The sequence below is a fragment of the Streptomyces sp. LMG1-1-1.1 genome, from assembly GCF_040815545.1.
Lineage (GTDB): Bacteria > Actinomycetota > Actinomycetes > Streptomycetales > Streptomycetaceae > Streptomyces.
Window position 1 is genome coordinate 100,970 of the sequence record NZ_JBFPNH010000025.1, and the last position, 21,068, is coordinate 122,037.

Here is a 21,068-nt window from a genome sequence, read left to right on the forward strand (position 1 = left end):
GTAGCCCCATGACACCATGAGTAATCAGCCCACGACCACGGGCTTTTGAGCGGGTGGACGGGGATGCGGGCGAAGCGTGCGCGGGGGCGCACAGGAAGAGGGGAAGCACGATGAGCGGACTCAACAAAGGCGTGGGACGGGTCGAGGTCACGCTCAGGTGGGACCCCGCGCCGGCCGGCTCGCCGGCCCACGACCTGGATCTCGTCGCGGGCGTCTTCTCCGGCGCGGACCCGCACGGGGCGCCCGTGTACCTGGTGCATTTCGGCAGCCGCTCCCCCGACGGCACGATCACGCTCCACCGCGACAGCCGTACGGGCCAGGGCTTCGGCTACGACGAGGCGATGACGCTGGAGCTGGACCGATTGTCCCCGGAGTACGCGCGCGTGGTGGTGGGCGTGGCGATACAGCAGAACGGCGGCCGGCTGGCGTTCGGCTCGATAGCGAGCTCGGGCATACGGGTCCGCGAGGGGTACGACGACCTCCTGACGCACGACTTCGCCGACGTGCCGGACGCGCTGTCGGCGACGGTCGTCGAGTTCACCCGCGCCGGGGCCGGCTGGTCGTACCGGCCGATCAGCCACGGCTTCGACGCCGACCCGCAGACCTTCGCCACGCTGCTGGGCACCGCACGGGTCTGATCCTTCGGGGCGCACGCGCGAAGGAGGCGCCGACCGGTGGTCGACGCCTCCCCGGCCCCCTGACCGCCTCCCCGGCCCCCTGACCGGTGTCCTCCCGGAGCCCGCCACCGGGCGACCGGCCGCGGGTCTGACGCGGAGCCCGCTGACGGGCGACCGGCGTCAGGTCAGGCGCGGCAGCGCAGCATCTCCAGGGGCGGGTTGACGAGGAAGTCCGCCCAGAAGTCCTCACCGAAGGCGTCGACGCCCGCGTCGGACACCTCGATCGGGACCCAGGTCAGCTCGCTGAATCCGGCCGCCAGCAGGCACTTCTCGTACACCTCGCGGCGCGGGAAGGTGCTGACGATGCTGATCGGCCGGTCGAGCAGCGCGGTGGTCCGGACGCGCGGCCCGGCCTCGGCCTGCTCGCCGGTCAGCTCGGTGACGAAGCCGTACTTGGCCAGGGAAGGCCCGGCGAAGTCGTAGTCGGGTGACTGGTTGAACAGGAAGAGCTCGGCCCCGGGCGCCAGGTTCGCGTGCACGTTGCGGCACATCCGCTCCATGGCCGCGATGTCCTCGGCGTAGTTGAGCAGCTGCACCGCCACGGCGACGTCGAAGCGCTGCCCGAGCGGCCGCAGTTCGGCCGCGTCGGCGACCTCGTAGCGCACGCCCAGCGGGTCGCGCTCCTCCAGCTGCTGCGCGACGGCCACCATCTCGCCGGAGATGTCGAATCCGAACACGTCGGCGGCGCCCCGCCGCTTGAACTCCCGGCTGTAGAAGCCGGTCCCGCAAGCCAGGTCCAGGACCGACTTGCCGCGTACGTCCCCGACCATGGCGAGGAAGCTCGGCACCTCGCCGTACCGCACCGCCGGTAGGGCCTTGAAGCCCTCGAACGCCTCACCGATCTCGTCATACTGCTGCACGCTCATCCTGCCGCCCTCCCCTGTACGCCGTCGGGTTCCCGGCCGCGGCTCCCACCCCTGGGACGCGCCCCGGCCTCCGGCGGTAGTCTTCCCGCCCCCTGACGGACCGTCGTACTGGCAGAAGCCACGAAGATCCGGACACGGCCCCGGCCTTGTGTACGGGTGCCAGGTCGCCGGTCACCCGGGGAGGGCACCCCGCGGGCACGACGAAGGGGACCGGCACTCGGCCGATCCCCTTCGTGAACCGCTGCTCAGCGACGCCTACGGGCCGCGCCGGACGTTCGGGTCCGACGCACCGCCGTCAGGTGTCAGCTGCAACCGCTGGTCGAGCCGCAGCCCTCGCAGATGTAGCAGGAGCCGGCGCGCTGCATCTTCGTACCGCAGGAGAAGCAGAGCGGGGCGTCGGCGCTGATGCCGAGCTGCATCTCGACGAGCTCCGCCGAGGTGTGCGCCTGCTTCGGCGCCGGGACCTCGGTCTGCGGGGCCGGGGCCGCGACGGCCTTCAGCTCCTGGGTGCGGGGCGCGGACTGGGCCAGCGCCTCGACGTCGACCTCGTCCTCGGCCTGCTCGTACGAGCCGGTGTCGAGGTGACGCTGACGCTCCTCGGCCGAGTGGATGCCGAGGGCGGAGCGGGTCTCGAAGGGCAGGAAGTCGAGCGCCAGGCGGCGGAAGATGTAGTCGACGATCGACTGCGCCATCCGCACGTCCGGGTCGTCCGTCATGCCGGCCGGCTCGAAGCGCATGTTGGTGAACTTCGAGACGTACGTCTCCAGGGGGACGCCGTACTGCAGGCCGACGGAGACGGCGATGGAGAAGGCATCCATCATGCCGGCGAGGGTCGAGCCCTGCTTGGACATCTTGAGGAAGACCTCGCCGAGACCGTCGTCCGGGTAGGAGTTGGCGGTCATGTAGCCCTCGGCGCCACCGACGGTGAAGGAGGTGGTGATCCCCGGGCGGCCCTTGGGCAGGCGCTTGCGGACCGGACGGTACTCGACGACCTTCTCGACGGCCTCGCGGATCGTCGCCTCGGACTTCGCGGTGACCTCGGCCTTCTCCTCCTCCTTCTTCTTGGCGGAGAGCGGCTGGCCGACCTTGCAGTTGTCGCGGTAGATCGCGAGCGCCTTGACGCCCATCTTCCACGCCTCGAAATAGACCTCCTCGACGTCCTCGACCGTGGCCGTCTCCGGCAGGTTCACGGTCTTGGAGAGGGCGCCCGAGATCCACGGCTGGATGGCCGCCATCATGCGGACGTGGCCCATCGCGGAGATGGAGCGCTCGCCCATGGCGCAGTCGAAGACCTCGTAGTGCTCGGCCTTGAGACCGGGGGCGTCGATCACGTTGCCGTGCTCGGCGATGTGGGCGACGATCGCCTCGATCTGCTCCTCCTGGTAACCCAGGCGGCGCAGGGCCTGCGGGACGGTGCCGTTGACGATCTGCATCGAGCCGCCGCCGACCAGCTTCTTGAACTTGACCAGGGCGAGGTCGGGCTCAAGGCCAGTGGTGTCGCAGGACATCGCGAGACCGATGGTGCCGGTCGGGGCGATGACCGAGGCCTGCGCGTTGCGGAAGCCGTTCTTCGCGCCGAGGCGGACGACGTCCTGCCAGGCCTCCGTGGCGGCGGCCCAGATCGGCGAGTCGAGGTCGTCGAAGCGGACGGCCTTGGTGTTCTCGTCGGCGTGCTGCTGCATGACGCGCTGGTGCGGCTCGGCGTTGCGGGCGTAGCCGTCGTACGCGCCGACGACCGCGGCGAGCTCGGCGGAGCGCTTGTACGAGGTGCCGGTCATCAGGGAGGTGATGGCACCGGCGAGGGCGCGGCCGCCGTCGGAGTCGTACGCGTGGCCGGTCGCCATCAGCAGGGCGCCGAGGTTGGCGTAGCCGATGCCGAGCTGGCGGTAGGCGCGGGTGTTCTCGCCGATCTTCTGGGTGGGGAAGTCGGCGAAGCAGATGGAGATGTCCATCGCGGTGATGACGAGCTCGACGACCTTGGCGAAGCGCTCGACGTCGAAGGACTGGGCGCCCTTGCCGTCGTCCTTGAGGAACTTCATCAGGTTCAGCGAGGCGAGGTTGCAGGACGTGTTGTCCAGGTGCATGTACTCGCTGCACGGGTTCGAGCCGTTGATGCGGCCGGACTCGGGGCAGGTGTGCCAGTGGTTGATCGTGTCGTCGTACTGGATGCCCGGGTCGGCGCAGGCCCACGCGGCCTCGGCCATCTTGCGGAAGAGCGACTTGGCGTCGACCTCCTCGATGACCTCGCCGGTCATGCGCGAGGTGAGGCCGAACTTGCCACCGGACTCGACGGCCTTCATGAACGTGTCGTTCACGCGGACGGAGTTGTTGGCGTTCTGGTACTGGACGGACGTGATGTCGTCGCCGCCCAGGTCCATGTCGAAGCCCGCGTCGCGGAGGGCGCGGATCTTCTCCTCCTCCTTGACCTTGGTCTCGATGAAGTCCTCGATGTCGGGGTGGTCGACGTCGAGGATGACCATCTTGGCCGCGCGGCGGGTCGCGCCGCCCGACTTGATCGTTCCCGCGGACGCGTCGGCGCCGCGCATGAACGAGACCGGGCCGGAGGCGTTGCCGCCGGAGGAGAGCAGCTCCTTGGAGGAGCGGATGCGGGAGAGGTTCAGGCCGGCGCCGGAGCCGCCCTTGAAGATCATGCCCTCTTCCTTGTACCAGTCGAGGATCGACTCCATGGAGTCGTCGACGGACAGGATGAAGCAGGCGGAGACCTGCTGGGGCTGGGGCGTGCCGACGTTGAACCAGACCGGCGAGTTGAAGCTGAAGATCTGGTGCAGGAGGGCGTAGGCCAGCTCGTGCTCGAAGATCTCGGCGTCGGCGGGCGAGGCGAAGTAGCCGTACTCCTCACCGGCCTTCGTGTACGTCTTCACGATCCGGTCGATGAGCTGCTTGAGACCGGTCTCGCGCTGCGGGCTGCCGACAGCCCCGCGGAAGTACTTGCTGGTGACGATGTTGACCGCGTTCACCGACCAGAAGTCGGGGAACTCGACGCCACGCTGCTCGAAGTTGATCGAGCCGTCGCGCCAGTTGGTCATGACGACGTCACGGCGCTCCCAGGCCACCTCGTCGTACGGATGCACGCCGGGGGTGGTGTGGATGCGCTCGATGCGCAGGCCCTTGCTCGCCGACTTGGCTCCCTTGGTGCGGGAACCACGTGCCGGGCCGCTCGCCGTCTCTGTCATGCCGCCTCCCATATACGGGCAAAACACACTTTGGCACCCAGATAGTCCCAGGGCACCGTCTTCTGTACTCGTTCTGTACTGCTGCCACGAGGACCGCACGGGTCGCTCGGGGCACGTCTGCCGGGCCGCACGGCGGCCGGTCGCCGGGCCTCGGTCGGCCCGGACCGCCGATCTAGTCGGCGGCGGTGGCGGGAACGGGGACCTCGGGGGTCACACCGGCCCCGCTGTTCTCAGCGGGAGGCCGCACGCGGAGTTCCGCGATGGCGGCCTCGAAGTCTTCGAGGCTGTTGAAGGCCTTGTACACGGACGCGAAGCGCAGGTAGGCGACGAGGTCGAGCTCCTGCAAGGGGCCGAGGATGGCCAGACCCACGTCGTGGGTGGTCAGCTCGGCGCTCCCGGTGGCGCGCACCGCCTCCTCGACCCGCTGGCCGAGCTTGGCGAGGGCGTCCTCGGTGACCGGTCGTCCCTGGCACGCCTTGCGGACGCCGGAGATGACCTTGGTACGGCTGAAGGGTTCGGTGACGCCGGAGCGCTTCACCACCATGAGCGAGCAGGTCTCCACCGTCGTGAAACGACGGGAGCAGTCGGGGCACTGGCGACGGCGTCGGATCGACGTCCCGTCGTCGGTGGTGCGACTGTCGACGACACGGCTGTCGGGGTGCCGGCAGAAGGGGCAATGCAAGGTTCCGACCCTTCCTCACGGCACGACTGACGAGCCTCACCGGCCGGTCAAGGCCCTGCGAAGCGACCACCAGCATAGGCGATGCGCGCACCCTCGGCAGACCGAGGACCACAACCCCTGGGTGGCCGGTGCCATACAACCACTAGATCTTGGGTTGCGGGCGATTCCGCGCCCTGCGCGTGTCGCGAGGCCCCCGGTACCGGGATTCCGGGCCCGCGGATGCGACACTGGGAGGCGCGACGGACGCCCGCGACGCAGCGGCGAGGTTACCGTCACGCGTCTCGTCGCGGCCGCGGAGGCCGCGGCGTGACAGTGCTCATACACCCCCATGTATAGAGGCGTAAGGCAATCTGCGATTTTTCACTCGAACGTGTGTTTGGCGCAACCTTTCGAAAGCTACTACCGTTGTGCCAGCGAGGGAGACCATTCGAGAGGGGCCGACGACGTGACCACCACCGCAGACAGTGCCACCATCACCGCCCAGGACCGCTCCCAGGGCCGACTCGAGCCGGTGCACGCCATGAATGACGCAAGCATGAACGGCGAGGAGCCCGGGCGACCCGCCCGCGCCCTCCCCGGGCGACCTCCAGGCATCCGGGCGGACAGCTCCGGACTCACCGACCGGCAGCGCCGGGTCATCGAAGTCATCCGCGACTCGGTCCAGCGGCGCGGCTACCCGCCGTCGATGCGCGAGATCGGGCAGGCGGTCGGGCTCTCCAGCACGTCGTCCGTGGCCCACCAGCTCATGGCACTGGAGCGCAAGGGCTTCCTCCGCCGCGACCCCCACCGCCCTCGCGCCTACGAGGTCCGCGGATCGGACCAGCCGAACACCCAGCCGACGGACACCACCGGCAAGCCCGCCGCGTCGTACGTCCCGCTGGTCGGCCGGATCGCCGCCGGTGGCCCGATCCTGGCCGAGGAGTCCGTCGAGGACGTCTTCCCGCTCCCCCGGCAGCTGGTCGGCGACGGCGAGCTGTTCGTCCTCAAGGTCGTCGGCGACTCCATGATCGAAGCCGCGATCTGTGACGGCGACTGGGTCACCGTCCGCCGCCAGCCCGTCGCGGAGAACGGCGACATCGTCGCCGCCATGCTCGACGGCGAGGCCACCGTCAAGCGCTTCAAGCGCGAGGACGGCCACGTCTGGCTCCTCCCGCACAACTCGGCGTACCAGCCCATCCCCGGCGACGAGGCCACCATCCTCGGCAAGGTCGTGGCGGTGCTGCGGCGGGTGTGACACACCCCGCCGGCTCTGACCGGGCCCCGGGACCAACTGCGCCGGTCCCGGGGCCCTGCCGTGTCCGCAGGGCCCCGACACCCGCCAGTGGCTGTCGGGCAGCGCGGCGAAAGGCACCGCGGCCCGCCCGGACTCAGTCGCTCGCCGCCTTCGAGGCCGCGTCGATCGCCGCCAGGGACTTCCGCACCTGATTGCGGTCCGTGGTGTACCAGAAGTCGGGCAGCGAGGCCTTCAGATAACTGCCGTACCGGGCCGTGGCCAGCCGCGGGTCGAGGACCGCCACGACACCCCGGTCGCCCGTGGCCCGCACCAGTCGGCCCGCACCCTGCGCCATCAGCAGCGCCGCATGGGTCGCCGCGACCGCCATGAAGCCGTTCCCGCCGGCCTCCTCGACGGCCTTCTGGCGCGCGCTCATCAGCGGGTCGTCCGGGCGCGGGAACGGGATCTTGTCCATGACGACCAGCTGACAGCTGGGCCCCGGGACGTCCACGCCCTGCCAGAGCGACAGGGTGCCGAAGAGACAGGTCTTCGGGTCGGCGGCGAAGTTCTTGATCAGCTCGCCCAGGGTGTCCTCGCCCTGGAGCAGGATCGGCAGTTCCGGGATCCGGGTCCGCAGCTCCTCCGCGGCCTGCTGCGCCGCACGCATGGAGGAGAAGAGGCCGAGGGTCCGGCCGCCGGCCGCCTGGATCAGTTCGGTGAGCTCGTCGAGCATGTCGCCCCGCTCCCCGTCCCGCGCGGGGCGGGAGAGGTGCTTGGCGACGTACAGGATGCCCTGCTTCGGGTAGTCGAACGGAGAGCCGACGTCGATGCCCTTCCATACGGGCAGGTCGTCACCCGTGGTGCCCTCGGGGGCCAGGCCGAGCGAGGCCCCGACGCCGTTGAAGTCGCCGCCGAGCTTGAGCGTGGCCGAGGCCAGGACCACGGACCGCTCCGTGAAGAGCTTCTCCCGCAGCAGGCCCGAGACGGTGAGCGGCGCGACCCGCAGCGACGCGCCGAAGCGGTCGTGACGCTCGTACCAGACGACGTCCCACTCCGAACCCTGGGTGATCCGCTCCGCCACGCCGTGGACGGTCTCCACCGAGGCCATGGCCTGCTTCCGCACGGCGTCCTCGTCCTGGACGGACCGGTCCCGGGTCGAGCCCAGCGCCGTGATCACGGCGCGCGCCGCGTCGCGGAGCGCCATCAGCGCGTACGCCAGGTCCTCCGGGATCTCCTCCAGACGGCCCGGAAGAGCCAGCTCCATGACCCGCTCGAAGCCCTCGGCCGCGGTCTGCATCTGGTCCGCGACCTTCTCGTCGACGAGCTTCGCCGACCGGCGCACGGCCCGGTTGACCTGGCCCGGAGTGAGCTCACCCGTGGCCACCCCGGTGACCCGGGAGACCAGCTCGTGGGCCTCGTCGACGATGAGCACCTCGTGCTGCGGAAGTACCGGGGCGCCCTCGATGGCGTCGATGGCGAGCAGGGCGTGGTTGGTGACGACGACATCGGCGAGCTTGGCGCGCTCACGGGCGGCCTCGGCGAAGCACTCCGCGCCGTACGCGCACTTGCTCGCGCCCAGGCATTCCCGGGAGGAGACCGAGACCTGCGCCCACGCCTTGTCGGAGACGCCGGGCGTCAGGTCGTCCCGGTCGCCGGTCTCCGTCTCGTCCGACCAGTCCCGCAGCCGCAGCAGGTCCTGGCCCAGCTTGCTGCTGGGCGCCGCCGCCTCGAAGGGGTCGAAGAGGCCGTCCTCCTCGTCCTGCGGGACCCCTTCGTGGAGCCGGTGCAGGCAGAGGTAGTTCGACCGGCCCTTGAGCATGGCGAACTGCGGGCGGCGGCGCAGCTGCGGGTGCAGCGCGTCGACCGTGCGGGGAAGGTCGCGCTCGACGAGCTGGCGCTGCAGCGCCAGGGTGGCGGTGGCCACCACCACGCGCTCCCCCTGGGCCAGCGCCGGCACGAGGTAGCCCAGCGACTTGCCGGTGCCGGTGCCGGCCTGGACGAGGAGGTGGGAGTTGTCGTCGATGGCCTCGGCCACGGCCGTGGCCATGGTCACCTGGCCGGGCCGCTCCGTGCCGCCGACGGCGGAGACGGCGGCGTGGAGGAGGTCGGGGAGGGATGGCTTCGTCATAGCGCTTCCAGCCTACGGGGCACCACTGACAGCTCGATCACGTCGATCACGCGCGCGCGTCATGCGAGCGGGTTGGGGACGGTGCCGTGGACGGCCGCGTGGGGGCGTTCGGGCCGGTCCCGGTAGCCGTCCAGGTGCAGACGGTTGCGGTTGAGGCAGAGCCGCTCGATGCGCGGGGTGAGGAGATCGAAGAGCTCGAACCGTTCCTTCAGCTCGGGGAAGCGTGCCTGGTGGCGGAGGATCTCCGCCCGGACGAGGGACCAGAAGTCCGCTTCGGGCACTCCGAGTTGTTCCTCGCACAGCGGCGCGAGGTAGCGGAAGACGCCGACGAAGAGCCCCGAATGGATGAACTGGACGAGGAAGTCGGGCTCCTCGGTGAGGAGGACGGCGCGGACGTCGTCCGGCATCGAACCGTGCTCGGGGAGGGGCTGGGCGCTGATGTTCACGTCGTCGACGAAGTCCTTGATCGCCAGGCGTACGGGGACGTCGTCGCCGTCGTAGACGACGATCGCGTTCTCGCCGTGCGGGGAGAAGACCGTGCCGTAGCGGTAGAGGAAGTGCAGCAGCGGCGGGAGCAGCGCGCCGAAGAGGTGCCGGAGCCAGACCTCGGGGTCGAGGCCGGAGCGCTCGACGAGTTCGGCGACGAACGCCCGCCCGTCCGGGTCCGTGTGGAGCAGCGAGGCGAGGGTGCGGGCGCGCTCCCCCGGGGGCAGCCTCAGCGGCTCGCGCCAGATCGCGCCGAGGAGCTCCTTGTACTGGTACGGGACTTCGGGGAGCCGGTCGTAGAGCGGGTGCTCGACGGTGACGGAGGCGACCTCGCCGAGGAGGATCACCCCGCACTCGTCCCGCAGGAAGGGGTCGGCCGCGCGCAGACCCTGGACCCAGGCCGTCACGGCGGGCGCGGCGAGGGTCCGCTCGGTGGGCAGGCCCCGCCAGACGAGGGTGTTGAGGACCGACAGCGGCAGCTTGACGGTGTGCCGGTCGGGGCGACTGGTGTTGAGGAAGGTACGGACGGACTGCTGCGGCAGCCGGAGGTCGCTGTCGGCGGGGAGCGGGACGACGGTCCCGGCGGCGATGGCCGGGGCGTAGAGCGGGAGCAGGACCTCGTCCCACTGCCAGGGGTGGACGGGCAGCAGGAGGTAGCCGTCGGGCTCGTGGCCGCGGGCGGTCAGTGCGGCGCGGAAGGCGGCGTGGACCGCGGGGTCGAGCTCCTGGGCGTAGAGGCGGTCGGGGGTGTCGAGGCCGGGCACGCCCCGGTAGGCGGCGAGGCGGTTGCTGACGGCGATCCACGGCAGCCGGGTGGCGCGCCGGGCCTCGGGGGCCCAGCGGGCGGCGTCGGTGGCGGAGAAGCCGATGCGGCCCTTGTTGAGGACGAGCCAGGGGTGGCCGGTCTGGTGGCCCTCGAGCTCGGCGTACGGGAGGTCGGCGAGCCGGGCGGCGGTGAGGGCCGTGTGGTCGAGGCGGGTGTCGGCGGCCAGGGTGGCGGAGAGCTCGCGGATGAGGTGTCCGAGGGTGGCGCCGTCGAGCTGGAGGAGGCGGCGGGCGCGGGCCAGGAAGTCGAGGGGGTCGGTCATGGGCCGGCCGTCGTGGGTGATCGAGTCGGCGGCGATCCGCCAGCTGCCGTAGGCGCCGCGGCGGGCACGGAAGGTGAGCGTGGTGCCGTCGTCGAGGCGGAGCGCGTGGCCGTCGGGGGCGCTGTTCTCCTCGGGCACGGGTTCCAGGATCTCCTCGTAGGCGAATTCCGCCAGGGCCTTGGCGAGCAGGCGGGAGGAGGCCCTGGTCCAGGCGGCCGCGGTCAGCTCGGGGGGCGCGAGCAGTGCGGGGGTCGGGTCCGGTGCGTCCGTGGCGGTCGGGGCGGGAGACGTGGACTGAGCGGAGTCGTGGGGTGCAGGGGACATCGACACGAGGACTCCTAGGAGTGGGAACCGCTGTGGGCCGAGCGGTGTATGAAAGACAGAGGGTTGTTCACAGAACGTGACGGAGCGCGCGGTCACGGATCACGAGCGCCGCTTGTTTGTCGGGGAGGTCGACTTCCGCCGCGTAGCGGAAGCCGCCGCCGAGGAAGGCGGAGACGGAGGGGGTGTTGCGGATGTCCGGTTCGGCGACGACTCGGGTGCAGCGGGGACGGTGGTCGAGGACGAGGTCGGCGACGGCGCGCAGGAGCGTCGTGCCGACGCCCCGGCCTCGGTCGGTGACGCCTCCGATCAGGAGATGGATACCGGTGTCGTGGGGCCGCGCCGGGTAGTACCGGGCGAGCGGGTCGAGATCGGCGCGGTAGAGCTCGAAGTAGCTCATGGGGGTGCCGTCGAGCACGCCGAGGCAGGGGACGCTCCGGCCGTCGCCCTCGAGCTGGGCGCGGAGGTGTTCGGCGGTCACGGACTCGGGGCCGGCGAGTTCCCAGAAGGCGGCGACGGCGGGGTCGTTCATCCATCGCGCCAGAAGCGCCAGGTCCCGTTCGAGTCGCACGGGGACGAGCTTGAAGGAGCCCACCGGGGTCGTGGTCGGGCCCCAGTCGGCGACGGAGTCCAGCAGGTCGCCGTCGAGGAGGGCGACGAGGTCGTCGACCCTGAGGTCGAGGGTGTCGTCCCCGGGCGGGCCGACCGGTGGGTGGATGGGTGACACGTTGTCGCTCTCCTCTCGGCGGTGTGATCGGGGCGTGGGCGCTCCGATGGTGCGTACGGGTCCTGCGTGGGCGTCGACGTCCTGCGTGGACGCCCTGCGTGGGCGTCCTGTGTGGGCGTCCTGTGTGGGCGTCCTGTGTGCGGGAGGGGTGCGGGCAGGTGGTCCCGCGTGCGGGGGCGGGCGAGTCCCGCGTTCGGGGCCTGGCTGCGGGGGGTGTGTTCAGTCGGTACGGAGGGGGTTGGTGACGGTGACGTAGACGGACTGGGTGTCGACCGGGCCGACGAGTTCGTCCAGGCCGTGCAGGCGGGTGAGCAGGTTGGCCTTGCTGCGCAGGGTGGCGGCTTCCAGGAGCCGGTGCGGCAGGGGTGAGCCCAGGCCGGTGGCGGAGGCGAGGAAGCTGCGGAAGGCGGCGAGCAGGACGCGCTCGTCGGCGAGGTTCTGGGAGCCGAAGGCGCCGATGAGGCCGAGGACGTTGTTGATGCCGAGGTAGTAGGCGAAGCGTTCGTCGGTGACCGGGTCGGAGACGAAGGTGTCGCTGCGGGCGCCGATGCCGGGGAGGCGGCTCTCCAGTTCGGCGCGGTGGGACTCGCGGAAGTAGTAGCCCTGGTTGTCCCGGTAGCGGCCGCCGACCGGCCAGCCGTCCGGGTCGAGGAGGACCAGGGTGTTCTGCTGGTGGGCTTCGAGGGCGATGCCGGCGTGACCGTCGAGCCAGAGGATGGGGCGGACGACCTGGTCGAGGTAGCGGAGGAACCACTCGGCGGCGACGGCCGTGAGGGGTCGGCCGGTGCGGGCGGCGAGTCGGCCGACGATATCGGCGAGCCGGGAGCGCATGGCGGTGCTCCCGGGCCAGGGACGGGGGGTGGTGAGCGAGGCGATGCAGACGGCGTCGTCGCCGGGGCCGAAGGGGTTGTGGCGGATCATGACGTCGAGTCCGGGCACGGGGGTTCCGTCCGGAGCGTCGACGGCGAGCCAGGCGGGGTCGCGGACGATGTCGAAGCCCGGGTGGACCGCCTGCCACTCGTCGACGAGGCCGGTGCGGAGCAGCCGGTGGACCTCGACGCCGCGGTGGAGCTCCTTGCGGAGGTTCTCGCGGCGGGAGTTGGTGATGCGCAGGCCGAGGGAGAGCTTGAGCATGGCCCGGGCGCCGGGGCGGTGCACGGTACGGACGGAGGAGGTGGGGTGCCACGGGGTGCCGTGGAGGCCGAGGTCGTGCAGGAGGCCGGCGTCGACGAGGGCGCGGACGTCGGGGCGGTGCAGGAGTTCACGGGCCTGCCAGGGGTGCAGGGGCAGGGGTGCGGTGCCGGCCGGGTGGGTGATCCCCTCGGCGAGGGCGGCGGCGAGCTGCTCGGCGGTGACGGGCCGGCCCTGTTCGGTCCAGGCGGAGTCGGAGGCGAGGACGGAGGAGTCGACGGCCATCCAGTGGAGCGGGAAGGCGCCCTGCAGTTCCGGTGAGTAGAGCCGGGCCTCGGCCTCGGAGAGGCCTTCGCGGCTCTTGGGGGTGGGGTGGAGCGGGTGGCCGAGCAGCAGGGACTGCTCGGCCGCGAGGAAGAGGTCGGCGTCCGGGTGCGGCTGGGGCCGGCGGCGGCGCTCGGTGAGGAAGTCGGCGGTGCGGCGGGCGGAGTCGGCGACCCGGCCGACCAGCTCGGTGCCTTCGGGGCGGCCGGACTCCCTGCTCAGAAGGGCGGCGACGGTGACGGCGTCGGCGGTCGGCGCCGAGGCCGGGAGGCCTTCGAGGGTGGGGGCGCCGAAGCGGTGCCAGCCGGTGGGCGACCAGTAGCGGACGGGGACGAGGAGGGCGGTGCCGCTGGCGTCGAGGGGGATGCGCAGGGTCATGGCGGCGGGCGCGGGGAGGTTCTTCTCCCGGACCCAGCAGCGGAGGAGGTTCTCGACGCCGGCCATGTCGGCGGCGCGGTGCGCGTCGGGGTCGTCCAGGGGGTCGGCGGTGACGGCCGGGCGCTGCGTCCCGGCGTCGTCGTACGGTCCGGAGTGCTGGCGGGGGACGGTGGGCTCCTCGGCGGGCTCGGGGTCCGTGGGGGTCGGGGCCGCGGAGGTGAGTGCCTCGATGTCGAGGGGCGCCTCGGTCGCGGGAGCCGGGGAGGTGGGCGTGGCGTTCACGGGGGGCTTCCTTGGGGTGGGGCCGGGGGCGGTCCGGGTCAGTGGGACGGCCCGGGGGCGGTCCGGGGGGCCGTGGCCTGGCGGGAGGCGGGTGGGTGGGGGGTGTGGGCCCGTTCGGCCGCGGCCAGGGCGTCGGCGAAGCGGTCGAGGACGGCGGTGGCCTGCTCGTCGGTGAGGGTGAGCGGGGGGAGGAGCCGGACCACGGCGGAGTGCCGGCCGCCGAGTTCGACGATGAGGCCGCGGGCGAGGCACTCCTGCTGGACGGCGCGGGCCAGGGCGGGGGCTGCGGGCGGGACGGCGTCGTCCGGTCCCGCCGCGTCGGGGTCGACGAGTTCGACGCCGATCATCAGGCCCCGGCCGCGGACGTCGCCGACGCAGGGGTGGGCGGCGGCGAGGCCCTGGAGTCGGCCGAGGATGCGGGCGCCGAGGGTGCCGGCCCGCTCGGCGAGTCCGTTCTCGCGGACGTAGGCGAGGGTGGCCGTGCCCGCGGCCATGGCGAGCTGGTTGCCGCGGAAGGTGCCCGCGTGGGCGCCGGGTTCCCAGGCGTCGAGCTCGGACCTGTAGACGATGACGGCGAGGGGGAGGGAGCCGCCGATGGCCTTGGAGAGGACCATGACGTCGGGCACCACGCCGCTGTGCTCGACGGCCCAGAAGGCGCCGGTGCGGCCGACGCCGGTCTGGACCTCGTCGACGACGAGGGGGATGGAGCGGTCGGAGGTGATCCGGCGCATCCGGCGCAGCCAGTCGTCGGGGGCGGGGATGACGCCGCCCTCGCCCTGGACGGCCTCGACGATCATTCCGGCGGGGGTGGTGACGCCGCTCTTGGGGTCGTCGAGGAGGCTCTCGGTCCAGTGGGCGGAGAGTTCGGCGCCGCGTTCGCCGCCGACGCCGAAGGGGCAGCGGTAGCGCTGGGGGTAGGGCAGCCGGGTCACCCGGACGTCGTCCGCGCCGCCGGAGGCGGAGAGGGCGCCGGCCGTCATGCCGTGGTAGGCGCCGGTGAAGGCGAGGAGGCCGCGCCGACCGGTGGCGGTGCGGACGAGTTTGAGGGCCGCCTCGACGGCGTCCGTGCCGGCCGGTCCGCAGAACTGGATGCGGGCGTCGCCGGCGAGTTCGCCCGGCAGGGTGGCGAACAGTTCGGAGGTGAAGGCGTCCTTCACGGGGGTGGCGAGGTCGAGGACGTGGAGCGGTGCGCCCGAGTCGAGGACCTTCTTGATGGCTTCGAGGACCACGGGGTGGTTGTGGCCGAGGGCGAGCGTTCCCGCGCCGGAGAGGCAGTCCAGGTAACGGCGGCCGTCGGCGCCCTCGATGGTCAGTCCCCTGGCCCGCACCGGGACGATCGGCAGGGAGCGCGCGTAGGTGCGCGCGGCGGACTCGCGTTGGGTCTGGCGGCCCAGGATGCCTTCGTACCCGCCCCCTTGGTCCGTCGGGGTGTGCGCCCGGGCGGCCGGTGGTACGGCCGGAGCTGATTCGGTCACGGCCACGGCTCGGTGTCCTCCCGCGGTAACAGTTGCGTTGCACATCGGGGCGGCGTCGGGTCACCCTCAAAGACCGTCCCGAACGCCACCGTTGTGTCCCCCGTACGTACCAACGACGGGAACTGCCCGGGATCACGGGCCGGGGGCAAGAACTTGGCGTGTCCCGGATCACGGCATGGCAACGGCCGAGCGATGCCCGGAACCGATCACGAGGCGCGTACCGTCCCCTCCGGCACCGGCATAGTGGGGGCCGTCGGTCGCGCCCGGGAGGGTGCGGCCGCACTTCACCACGCACACGTAGGACAAGTTGACGTAGTCCCAGGGGGATCACGAGATGCGATCGATTCGCCCGCTGCTGATGGCGGCTTCCGCCGTCGCGGCGCTGACGCTCACTGCTACGGCCTGCGGGCCGAGCGAGGAGAACGCGGGAGACAAGCCCAGCGCGCCCGCGAGCCTGAACCCGGCCGACAAGATCAAGATTCCGGAGGACCTGAAGGAGCGTCTGAAGGAACACGGGATCGACGTCGACAAGTGGCGGGACGGCGAGTGGAAGAACTGGGACCGCGACAAGTGGCTGCGTGAGGCCCAGGACTTCGTCAACCCGATCATCGAGGACCTCTGGGACCCGGACCGGATGCGGGAGGCCGAGCGCCCCGACAAGCCGGTCGAGGAGGAGGACATCTCGGGCGACAAGGGTGTCACCGACCCGACTCCGACCGTGGTGCGGGCGAGGGCCGTGGATGCCAAGTACCACGCCAACGCGCCCGAGTCCGGGAAGGTCTTCTTCGACGGCCCCGAGGGTTCGATGGTCTGCTCGGCCACGGTCGTGAAGGACCCGGCGCACCCGGGCAAGTCCAACATGGTCTGGACGGCCGGGCACTGCGTGCACAAGGGCAAGCAGGGCGGCTGGTACCGCAACATCGCCTTCGTACCCTCGTACAACGACTCCGCGCTGCCGACGTCGGACCTCGAGAAGGCGACGCGGGAGCAGATCGCGCCGTACGGCGTGTGGTGGGCGGACTGGGTCAAGACCTCCGACCAGTGGATCTCGCAGGGCGCGTCCACGGGCGGCGCGGGCGCTCCGTACGACTTCGCGGTGATCCGGGTGACCCCGGAGAAGGGCGCCTCGGGCAAGTCGCTGGAGGAGACGGTCGGTTCGGCGCTTCCGGTCGAGTTCAACGCGCCGGCGGTGCCGAAGATCAAGAGCCTGACGGCGACCGGGTACCCGGCGGCGCCGCCGTTCGACGGCCAGAAGATGTTCCAGTGCCAGGACAAGCCCGGCCGGCTGTCGCTGAAGGCGGAGCAGCCGACGATGTACCGGATCGGCTGCTCGATGACCGGCGGTTCGTCCGGCGGCGGCTGGGTCGCCCAGGGCGCCGACGGCAAGCCGGCGCTGGTGTCGAACACCTCGATCGGCCCGTCGACGGCCGGGTGGCTCGCGGGTCCGCGCTTCGGACCCGAGGCCAAGGCCGTCTTCGACGAGGTCAGCAAGAAGTACGCCGGCCAGTAGGCGCGGCACGGAGGCGGGGCCCGCGGGTCCCGCCTCCTCCCTGTCCGGGCCGACCGGCATACTGTGCACCGCTCATGACACGTCCATGGCAACATCGACATGGCGACACCAACGGGGAATACATCCATGCGTTCCATACGAGTCCTACCCGCCGCCCTCGGCCTGGTCACCGCGCTCGCGCTGACCGCCACGGCCTGCGGCCCCACCGAGACCCCGGCGTCCGACAAGCCGGCCGCCGGGGCGAGCAGCTCCGCACCGGCCGGCGACGACGCCGGCGCCGACCTGGCCAAGGACCTCGCCGACAAGCTCAAGAAGCACGGCGTCGACCTGGACAAGTGGAAGGACGGCGAGTGGAAGAACTGGGACCAGGAGACCTGGCTCCGTGAGGCCGAGGACTTCGTCAACCCGGTGATCGAGGGCCTCTGGGACCCGGCGCGCATGCAGTCGGCGAAGAGCCCGGACCCGACGATCACCGCCCAGGCCGGCACCAGCGGCAGCGATCCGACCCCGCGGCCCGTCAAGGCGCAGCGCGAGAAGACGCCGTACCACCGCAACGCGGCCCCGGTCGGAAAGATCTTCTTCGACTCGCCCCAGGGCTCCATGGTCTGCTCCGGCACGATCGTGAAGGACCCGCGCCGACCCGGGAAGTCGAACCTGGTCTGGACGGCCGGCCACTGCGTCCACGCGGGCCAGAAGGGCGGCTGGTACCGCAACATCACCTTCGTCCCGGCCTTCAACGACCTGGGCAAGTCCCCCGCGGCGCTCGACAACGCGCAGCCGCACGAGATCTACCCGTACGGCCAGTACTGGGCCGACTGGGCCGTGACCTCGGGCGAGTGGCTGCAGCGCGGCGGCACCAACCAGGCCTGGCCGTACGACTACGCCGTGCTGCACGTGCAGCCGGAGCGGGGCGGCAAGTCCCTGGAGGAGACCGTCGGGGCCGCGCTGCCCGTCGACTTCTCGGCGCCGACGCCCGCGCAGTCCGGGACGGTGGGCGCCTGGGGTTACCCGGCGGCTCCGCCGTACAACGGCATGATCATGCACAAGTGCCTGGACCGGGCGACCCGGCTCACCACGGCTCCGGCCACGCCGACGATGTACCGGATCGGCTGCACGATGACCGGCGGTTCCTCGGGCGGCGGCTGGTTCCGCGTCCTGCCGAACGGCAAGACGGCGCTCGTGTCGAACACCTCGATCGGCCCGGCCGGCGGCAACGGCTGGCTCGCCGGCCCGCAGCTGGGCAAGGGCGCCAAGGCGGCCCACGAGATGGTCAGCAAGAAGTTCGCCCGCTGACCCGACCGACGGCACCATGACAGAGGGCGCTGTCCTCCTCCCCCGGCGGGGAGGCGGACAGCGCCCTCTGCGTGGTGCTGCGGCGGGTCAGTGCGCGGCGGGGACGAACGGCGCGAGCAGCGCCGCCAGCTCCTCGTGCACCCGGGCCTTGAGCAGGGTGCCCTCCGGGGTGTGCTCCTCGGATTCCACCTCACCCTCGGCGTGCACCCGGGAGACGAGGCCTCCGTGCGTGTACGGCACGAGGACCTCGAGCGCGACCTGCGGGCGGGGCAGTTCGGCGTCGATGAGCGCGAGCAGCTCCTCGATGCCCTGGCCCGAACGGGCCGAGACGACGAGGGAGTGCTTCTCCATCCGCAGCAGCCGCTGGAGCACCAGCGGGTCGGCCGCGTCCGCCTTGTTGATGATGACGATCTCCGGCACGTTCACCGCGCCGACGTCCCGGAAGACCTCGCGCACGGCGGCCAGCTGCTCCTCGGGCGCCGGGTGCGAGCCGTCCACCACGTGCAGGATGAGGTCGGACTCGGCGACCTCCTCCATGGTGGAGCGGAACGCCTCGACCAGGTGGTGCGGCAGGTGCCGGACGAAGCCGACCGTGTCGGCCAGGGTGTAGACCCGGCCGGTGGGCGTCTCGGCCCGGCGCACGGTCGGGTCGAGGGTGGCGAACAGTGCGTTCTCCACCAGCACGCCCGCCCCGGTGAGCCGGTTGAGCAGGGAGGACTTGCCGGCGTTGGTGTATCCGGCGATGGCGACCGACGGCACCTTGTTGCGGCGGCGCTCCTGCCGCTTGATGTCGCGGCCGGTCTTCATCTCCGCGATCTCCCGGCGCATCTTCGCCATCTTCTCGCGGATGCGGCGCCGGTCGGTCTCGATCTTGGTCTCACCGGGACCACGCGTGGCCATGCCGCCACCGCCGCCGCCACCCATCTGCCGGGAGAGCGACTGACCCCAGCCGCGCAGTCGCGGCAGCATGTACTGCATCTGCGCGAGCGCGACCTGGGCCTTGCCCTCTCGGGACTTGGCGTGCTGGGCGAAGATGTCGAGGATGAGGGCGGTCCGGTCGACCACCTTCACCTTGACGACGTCTTCGAGGGCGATGAGCTGGCCGGGGCTGAGCTCGCCGTCGCAGACGACGGTGTCGGCGCCGGTCTCGATGACGATGTCGCGCAGTTCGCGCGCCTTGCCCGAGCCGATGAAGGTGGCCGGGTCCGGCTTGTCGCGGCGCTGGATCACGCCGTCGAGCACGAGGGCGCCCGCCGTCTCGGCGAGGGCGGCGAGCTCCGCGAGGGAGTTCTCCGCGTCCTGCACCGTCCCCGAGGTCCACACACCGACCAGCACGACGCGCTCCAGGCGCAGCTGGCGGTACTCGACCTCGGTGACGTCCTCGAGCTCGGTGGAGAGGCCGGCGACGCGGCGCAGGGCCGCGCGCTCGGAGCGGTCGAGCTGGTCGCCGTCCCGCGCTCCGTCGATGTCGTGGCTCCAGGCGACGTCCTCTTCCATCAGGGCATCGGCCCGAAGGCTCTCGGTACGGCTCGTCTCCGCGAAGCTCTGCTCGTCCTGGGAAGGGGAAGAAGAGGAGGTCATTGGATCCTTACGTCGAATGAGGCGATGTGGGTCTGTGTCCGTGGCAACGCGTGGGGGCTCCGGAAGATTCCCGGGCCGGCCGCGCCGCCGACCTGAAGATGGTGGCACGGCCCGGGCGGGGCCGTCACCCGGGTTTCGGGGCGGTCCGGCCGGCAACGGCCGGGCGGCTGCGCCAGTCCGGGTGCCCGGGCATCGCCGGGGTCTTCGCCGCGTACAACCAGCCCCGGAAGAAGGCGGTGAGGTCCCGGCCGGCGATCTCGCCGGCGAGGGCCGTGAAGTCGGCGGTGGTGGCGGTGCCGTCCCGGTGGTCGGCGACCCAGCGGCGCTCCAGGCGCCGGAAGGCGTCGGTGCCGATCTCCTGGCGGAGCGCGTAGAGGACGAGGGCGCTGCCGTCGTAGACGACGGGCCGGAAGAGGCTGATCTTGTGGCCGGGCGAGGGGGGCTCCGGTGCGGCGGGCGGGCCGCCGTCCGCGCGCCACCCGTCGGAGGCCACGTAGGCCGCCTTCATCCGCCGCTCCAGGGACTTGCCGGCGGTGTCCTCGGCGTACAAGGCCTCGTACCAGCTGGCGTGCCCCTCGTTGAGCCACAGGTCGGACCAGGTCCGGGGGGAGACGCTGTCGCCGAACCACTGGTGGGCCAGCTCGTGGACCATGACCGCGTCGACGTACCACTCCGGGTAGGCCGGTTCCGTGAAGAGGCCGCGCTCGAAGAGCGAGAGGGTCTGGGTCTCCAGCTCGAACCCCGTGTCGGCGTCGGCGACGAGCACGCCGTACGTCTCGAAGGGGTACGCGCCGACCTGCCGTTCCATCCATTCCAGGTGCCCCGGGGTCCGGCGGAGCCAGGGCTCCATCAGCTGCCGGTCCGCGGTGTTCACCACGTCCCGGACGGGCAGCCCGTGCGGCCCGTCGCGGTGCACGACGGTGGAGCGGCCGATGGAGATCTGGGCGAGTTCCGTGGCCATGGGGTGGCGGGTGCGGTACGTCCAGGTGGTGGTGGCCCCGTGGTCGGCGCGCCCCTCGGGCAGACCGTTGGCGACGACGGTCAGGTCGCTGGGGGCGGTGACCCGGAAGGTGAAGTACGCCTTGTCGGCCGGGTGGTCGTTGGACGGGAAGACCCGGTGGGCGGCGTCGGCCTGGTTGGCCATGGCGAGGCCGTCGCCGGTGCGGACCCAGCCGCCGGTGTCGGCGGGACCGGTCGGGTCGCTGGTGTGGGTGACCGTGATCTCGACGGCCTCGCCGGCGTCGATGGACACGGCGGGGGTGACGACCAGGTCCTCGCCGCTGCTCGTGAACGCGGCGGGCAGTCCGTCGACGGTGACGGCGGAGACCGTGCCGTGGGTGAAGTCGAGGTTGAGCCGCTCCAGGTCGTCGGTGGCGAGCGCGTCGATCCTGGTCACCCCGGCGAGCGGCTTGGTGTTCACCCCGGGGTAGGTGACGTCGAGGTGGTAGGCGAGGACGTCGTAGCCGGGGTTGCCCAAGTGCGGGAAGAGCGGGTCGCCGATGCCGAGCGGCGGCGGCGCGGGCAGCGCGGCGGCGACGAGCCCGGCGGAGGCGGCGACCAGGACGGCGGAGCGGAGCCACCGCGCGCGGGGCAGGGGGGTTCGGACGAGCGGCATGGGCCAGGGCCTTTCCGGAGGACTGGCCCTACGGCTACCAGGGGAGTCGCCGCTCCCCCGGGCGGCGCGCTCGCCCGCCACCCGAAGGGGTCACGGC

14 protein-coding genes are annotated in these 21,068 nt (G+C 71.8%); 4 read left to right on the top strand and 10 right to left on the bottom strand.

Features of this window, described 5'->3' with window-relative positions; all coding sequences use genetic code 11:
- Window positions 1–110: 110 nt before the first annotated feature.
- On the top strand, window positions 111–638 hold the full coding sequence (locus MRBLMG1_RS15030) for a TerD family protein (RefSeq protein WP_367824494.1): 528 nt from the start codon (window positions 111–113) through the stop codon (window positions 636–638).
- Between the two features lie 164 nt (window positions 639–802).
- Here MRBLMG1_RS15030 and MRBLMG1_RS15035 read toward each other — a convergent pair whose 3' ends face one another.
- From MRBLMG1_RS15035 to nrdR, 3 genes are all read right to left on the bottom strand, one after another.
- The gene (locus MRBLMG1_RS15035; protein WP_367824495.1) at window positions 803–1,543 is read right to left on the bottom strand and encodes a class I SAM-dependent methyltransferase; all 741 of its coding nucleotides are present in this window, start codon (window positions 1,541–1,543) and stop codon (window positions 803–805) included.
- A 302-nt stretch (window positions 1,544–1,845) separates the two neighbouring features.
- Window positions 1,846–4,737, bottom strand: coding sequence for a vitamin B12-dependent ribonucleotide reductase (locus MRBLMG1_RS15040; RefSeq protein ID WP_367824496.1), 2,892 nt, complete (start codon window positions 4,735–4,737; stop codon window positions 1,846–1,848).
- Window positions 4,738–4,909: 172 nt separating this feature from the next.
- Window positions 4,910–5,419, bottom strand: coding sequence for a transcriptional regulator NrdR (gene nrdR, locus MRBLMG1_RS15045; RefSeq protein WP_367824497.1), 510 nt, complete (start codon window positions 5,417–5,419; stop codon window positions 4,910–4,912).
- A gap of 445 nt (window positions 5,420–5,864) precedes the next feature.
- Between nrdR and lexA the strand changes: the two genes are divergently transcribed.
- The gene (lexA, locus tag MRBLMG1_RS15050) at window positions 5,865–6,653 is read left to right on the top strand and encodes a transcriptional repressor LexA (RefSeq protein ID WP_367824498.1); all 789 of its coding nucleotides are present in this window, start codon (window positions 5,865–5,867) and stop codon (window positions 6,651–6,653) included.
- A gap of 133 nt (window positions 6,654–6,786) precedes the next feature.
- On the opposite strand, the gene MRBLMG1_RS15055 is transcribed toward lexA, so the two are convergent.
- From MRBLMG1_RS15055 to MRBLMG1_RS15075, 5 genes are all read right to left on the bottom strand, one after another.
- Window positions 6,787–8,760 (bottom strand): ATP-dependent DNA helicase, encoded by a 1,974-nt coding sequence (locus MRBLMG1_RS15055; RefSeq protein ID WP_367824499.1) that lies wholly within the window; start codon window positions 8,758–8,760, stop codon window positions 6,787–6,789.
- Between the two features lie 59 nt (window positions 8,761–8,819).
- Window positions 8,820–10,658 carry an IucA/IucC family protein gene (locus MRBLMG1_RS15060; RefSeq protein ID WP_367824500.1) on the bottom strand — a complete coding sequence of 613 codons (1,839 nt, stop codon included), beginning with the start codon at window positions 10,656–10,658 and terminating at the stop codon, window positions 8,820–8,822.
- A gap of 67 nt (window positions 10,659–10,725) precedes the next feature.
- Complete coding sequence (locus MRBLMG1_RS15065) at window positions 10,726–11,382, bottom strand: GNAT family N-acetyltransferase (RefSeq protein ID WP_367824501.1); 657 nt, start codon at window positions 11,380–11,382, stop codon at window positions 10,726–10,728.
- A 219-nt stretch (window positions 11,383–11,601) separates the two neighbouring features.
- On the bottom strand, window positions 11,602–13,497 hold the full coding sequence (locus tag MRBLMG1_RS15070; protein ID WP_367824502.1) for an IucA/IucC family protein: 1,896 nt from the start codon (window positions 13,495–13,497) through the stop codon (window positions 11,602–11,604).
- Window positions 13,498–13,535: 38 nt separating this feature from the next.
- The gene (locus MRBLMG1_RS15075) at window positions 13,536–14,978 is read right to left on the bottom strand and encodes a diaminobutyrate--2-oxoglutarate transaminase (protein WP_367824503.1); all 1,443 of its coding nucleotides are present in this window, start codon (window positions 14,976–14,978) and stop codon (window positions 13,536–13,538) included.
- A 328-nt stretch (window positions 14,979–15,306) separates the two neighbouring features.
- Between MRBLMG1_RS15075 and MRBLMG1_RS15080 the strand changes: the two genes are divergently transcribed.
- Window positions 15,307–16,482, top strand: coding sequence for a trypsin-like serine peptidase (locus MRBLMG1_RS15080; protein WP_367824504.1), 1,176 nt, complete (start codon window positions 15,307–15,309; stop codon window positions 16,480–16,482).
- A gap of 126 nt (window positions 16,483–16,608) precedes the next feature.
- Window positions 16,609–17,775 (top strand): trypsin-like serine peptidase, encoded by a 1,167-nt coding sequence (locus MRBLMG1_RS15085; RefSeq protein WP_367824505.1) that lies wholly within the window; start codon window positions 16,609–16,611, stop codon window positions 17,773–17,775.
- An 87-nt stretch (window positions 17,776–17,862) separates the two neighbouring features.
- Here the strand turns inward: MRBLMG1_RS15085 and hflX are convergent, their stop codons facing one another.
- Both hflX and MRBLMG1_RS15095 read right to left on the bottom strand, forming a co-directional pair.
- A complete protein-coding gene (gene hflX, locus MRBLMG1_RS15090) occupies window positions 17,863–19,356 on the bottom strand; it encodes a GTPase HflX (RefSeq protein ID WP_367824506.1) in 1,494 nt (497 codons plus the stop codon).
- Window positions 19,357–19,480: 124 nt separating this feature from the next.
- Window positions 19,481–20,971, bottom strand: coding sequence for a M1 family metallopeptidase (locus MRBLMG1_RS15095; RefSeq protein WP_367824507.1), 1,491 nt, complete (start codon window positions 20,969–20,971; stop codon window positions 19,481–19,483).
- Window positions 20,972–21,068: the final 97 nt, after the last annotated feature.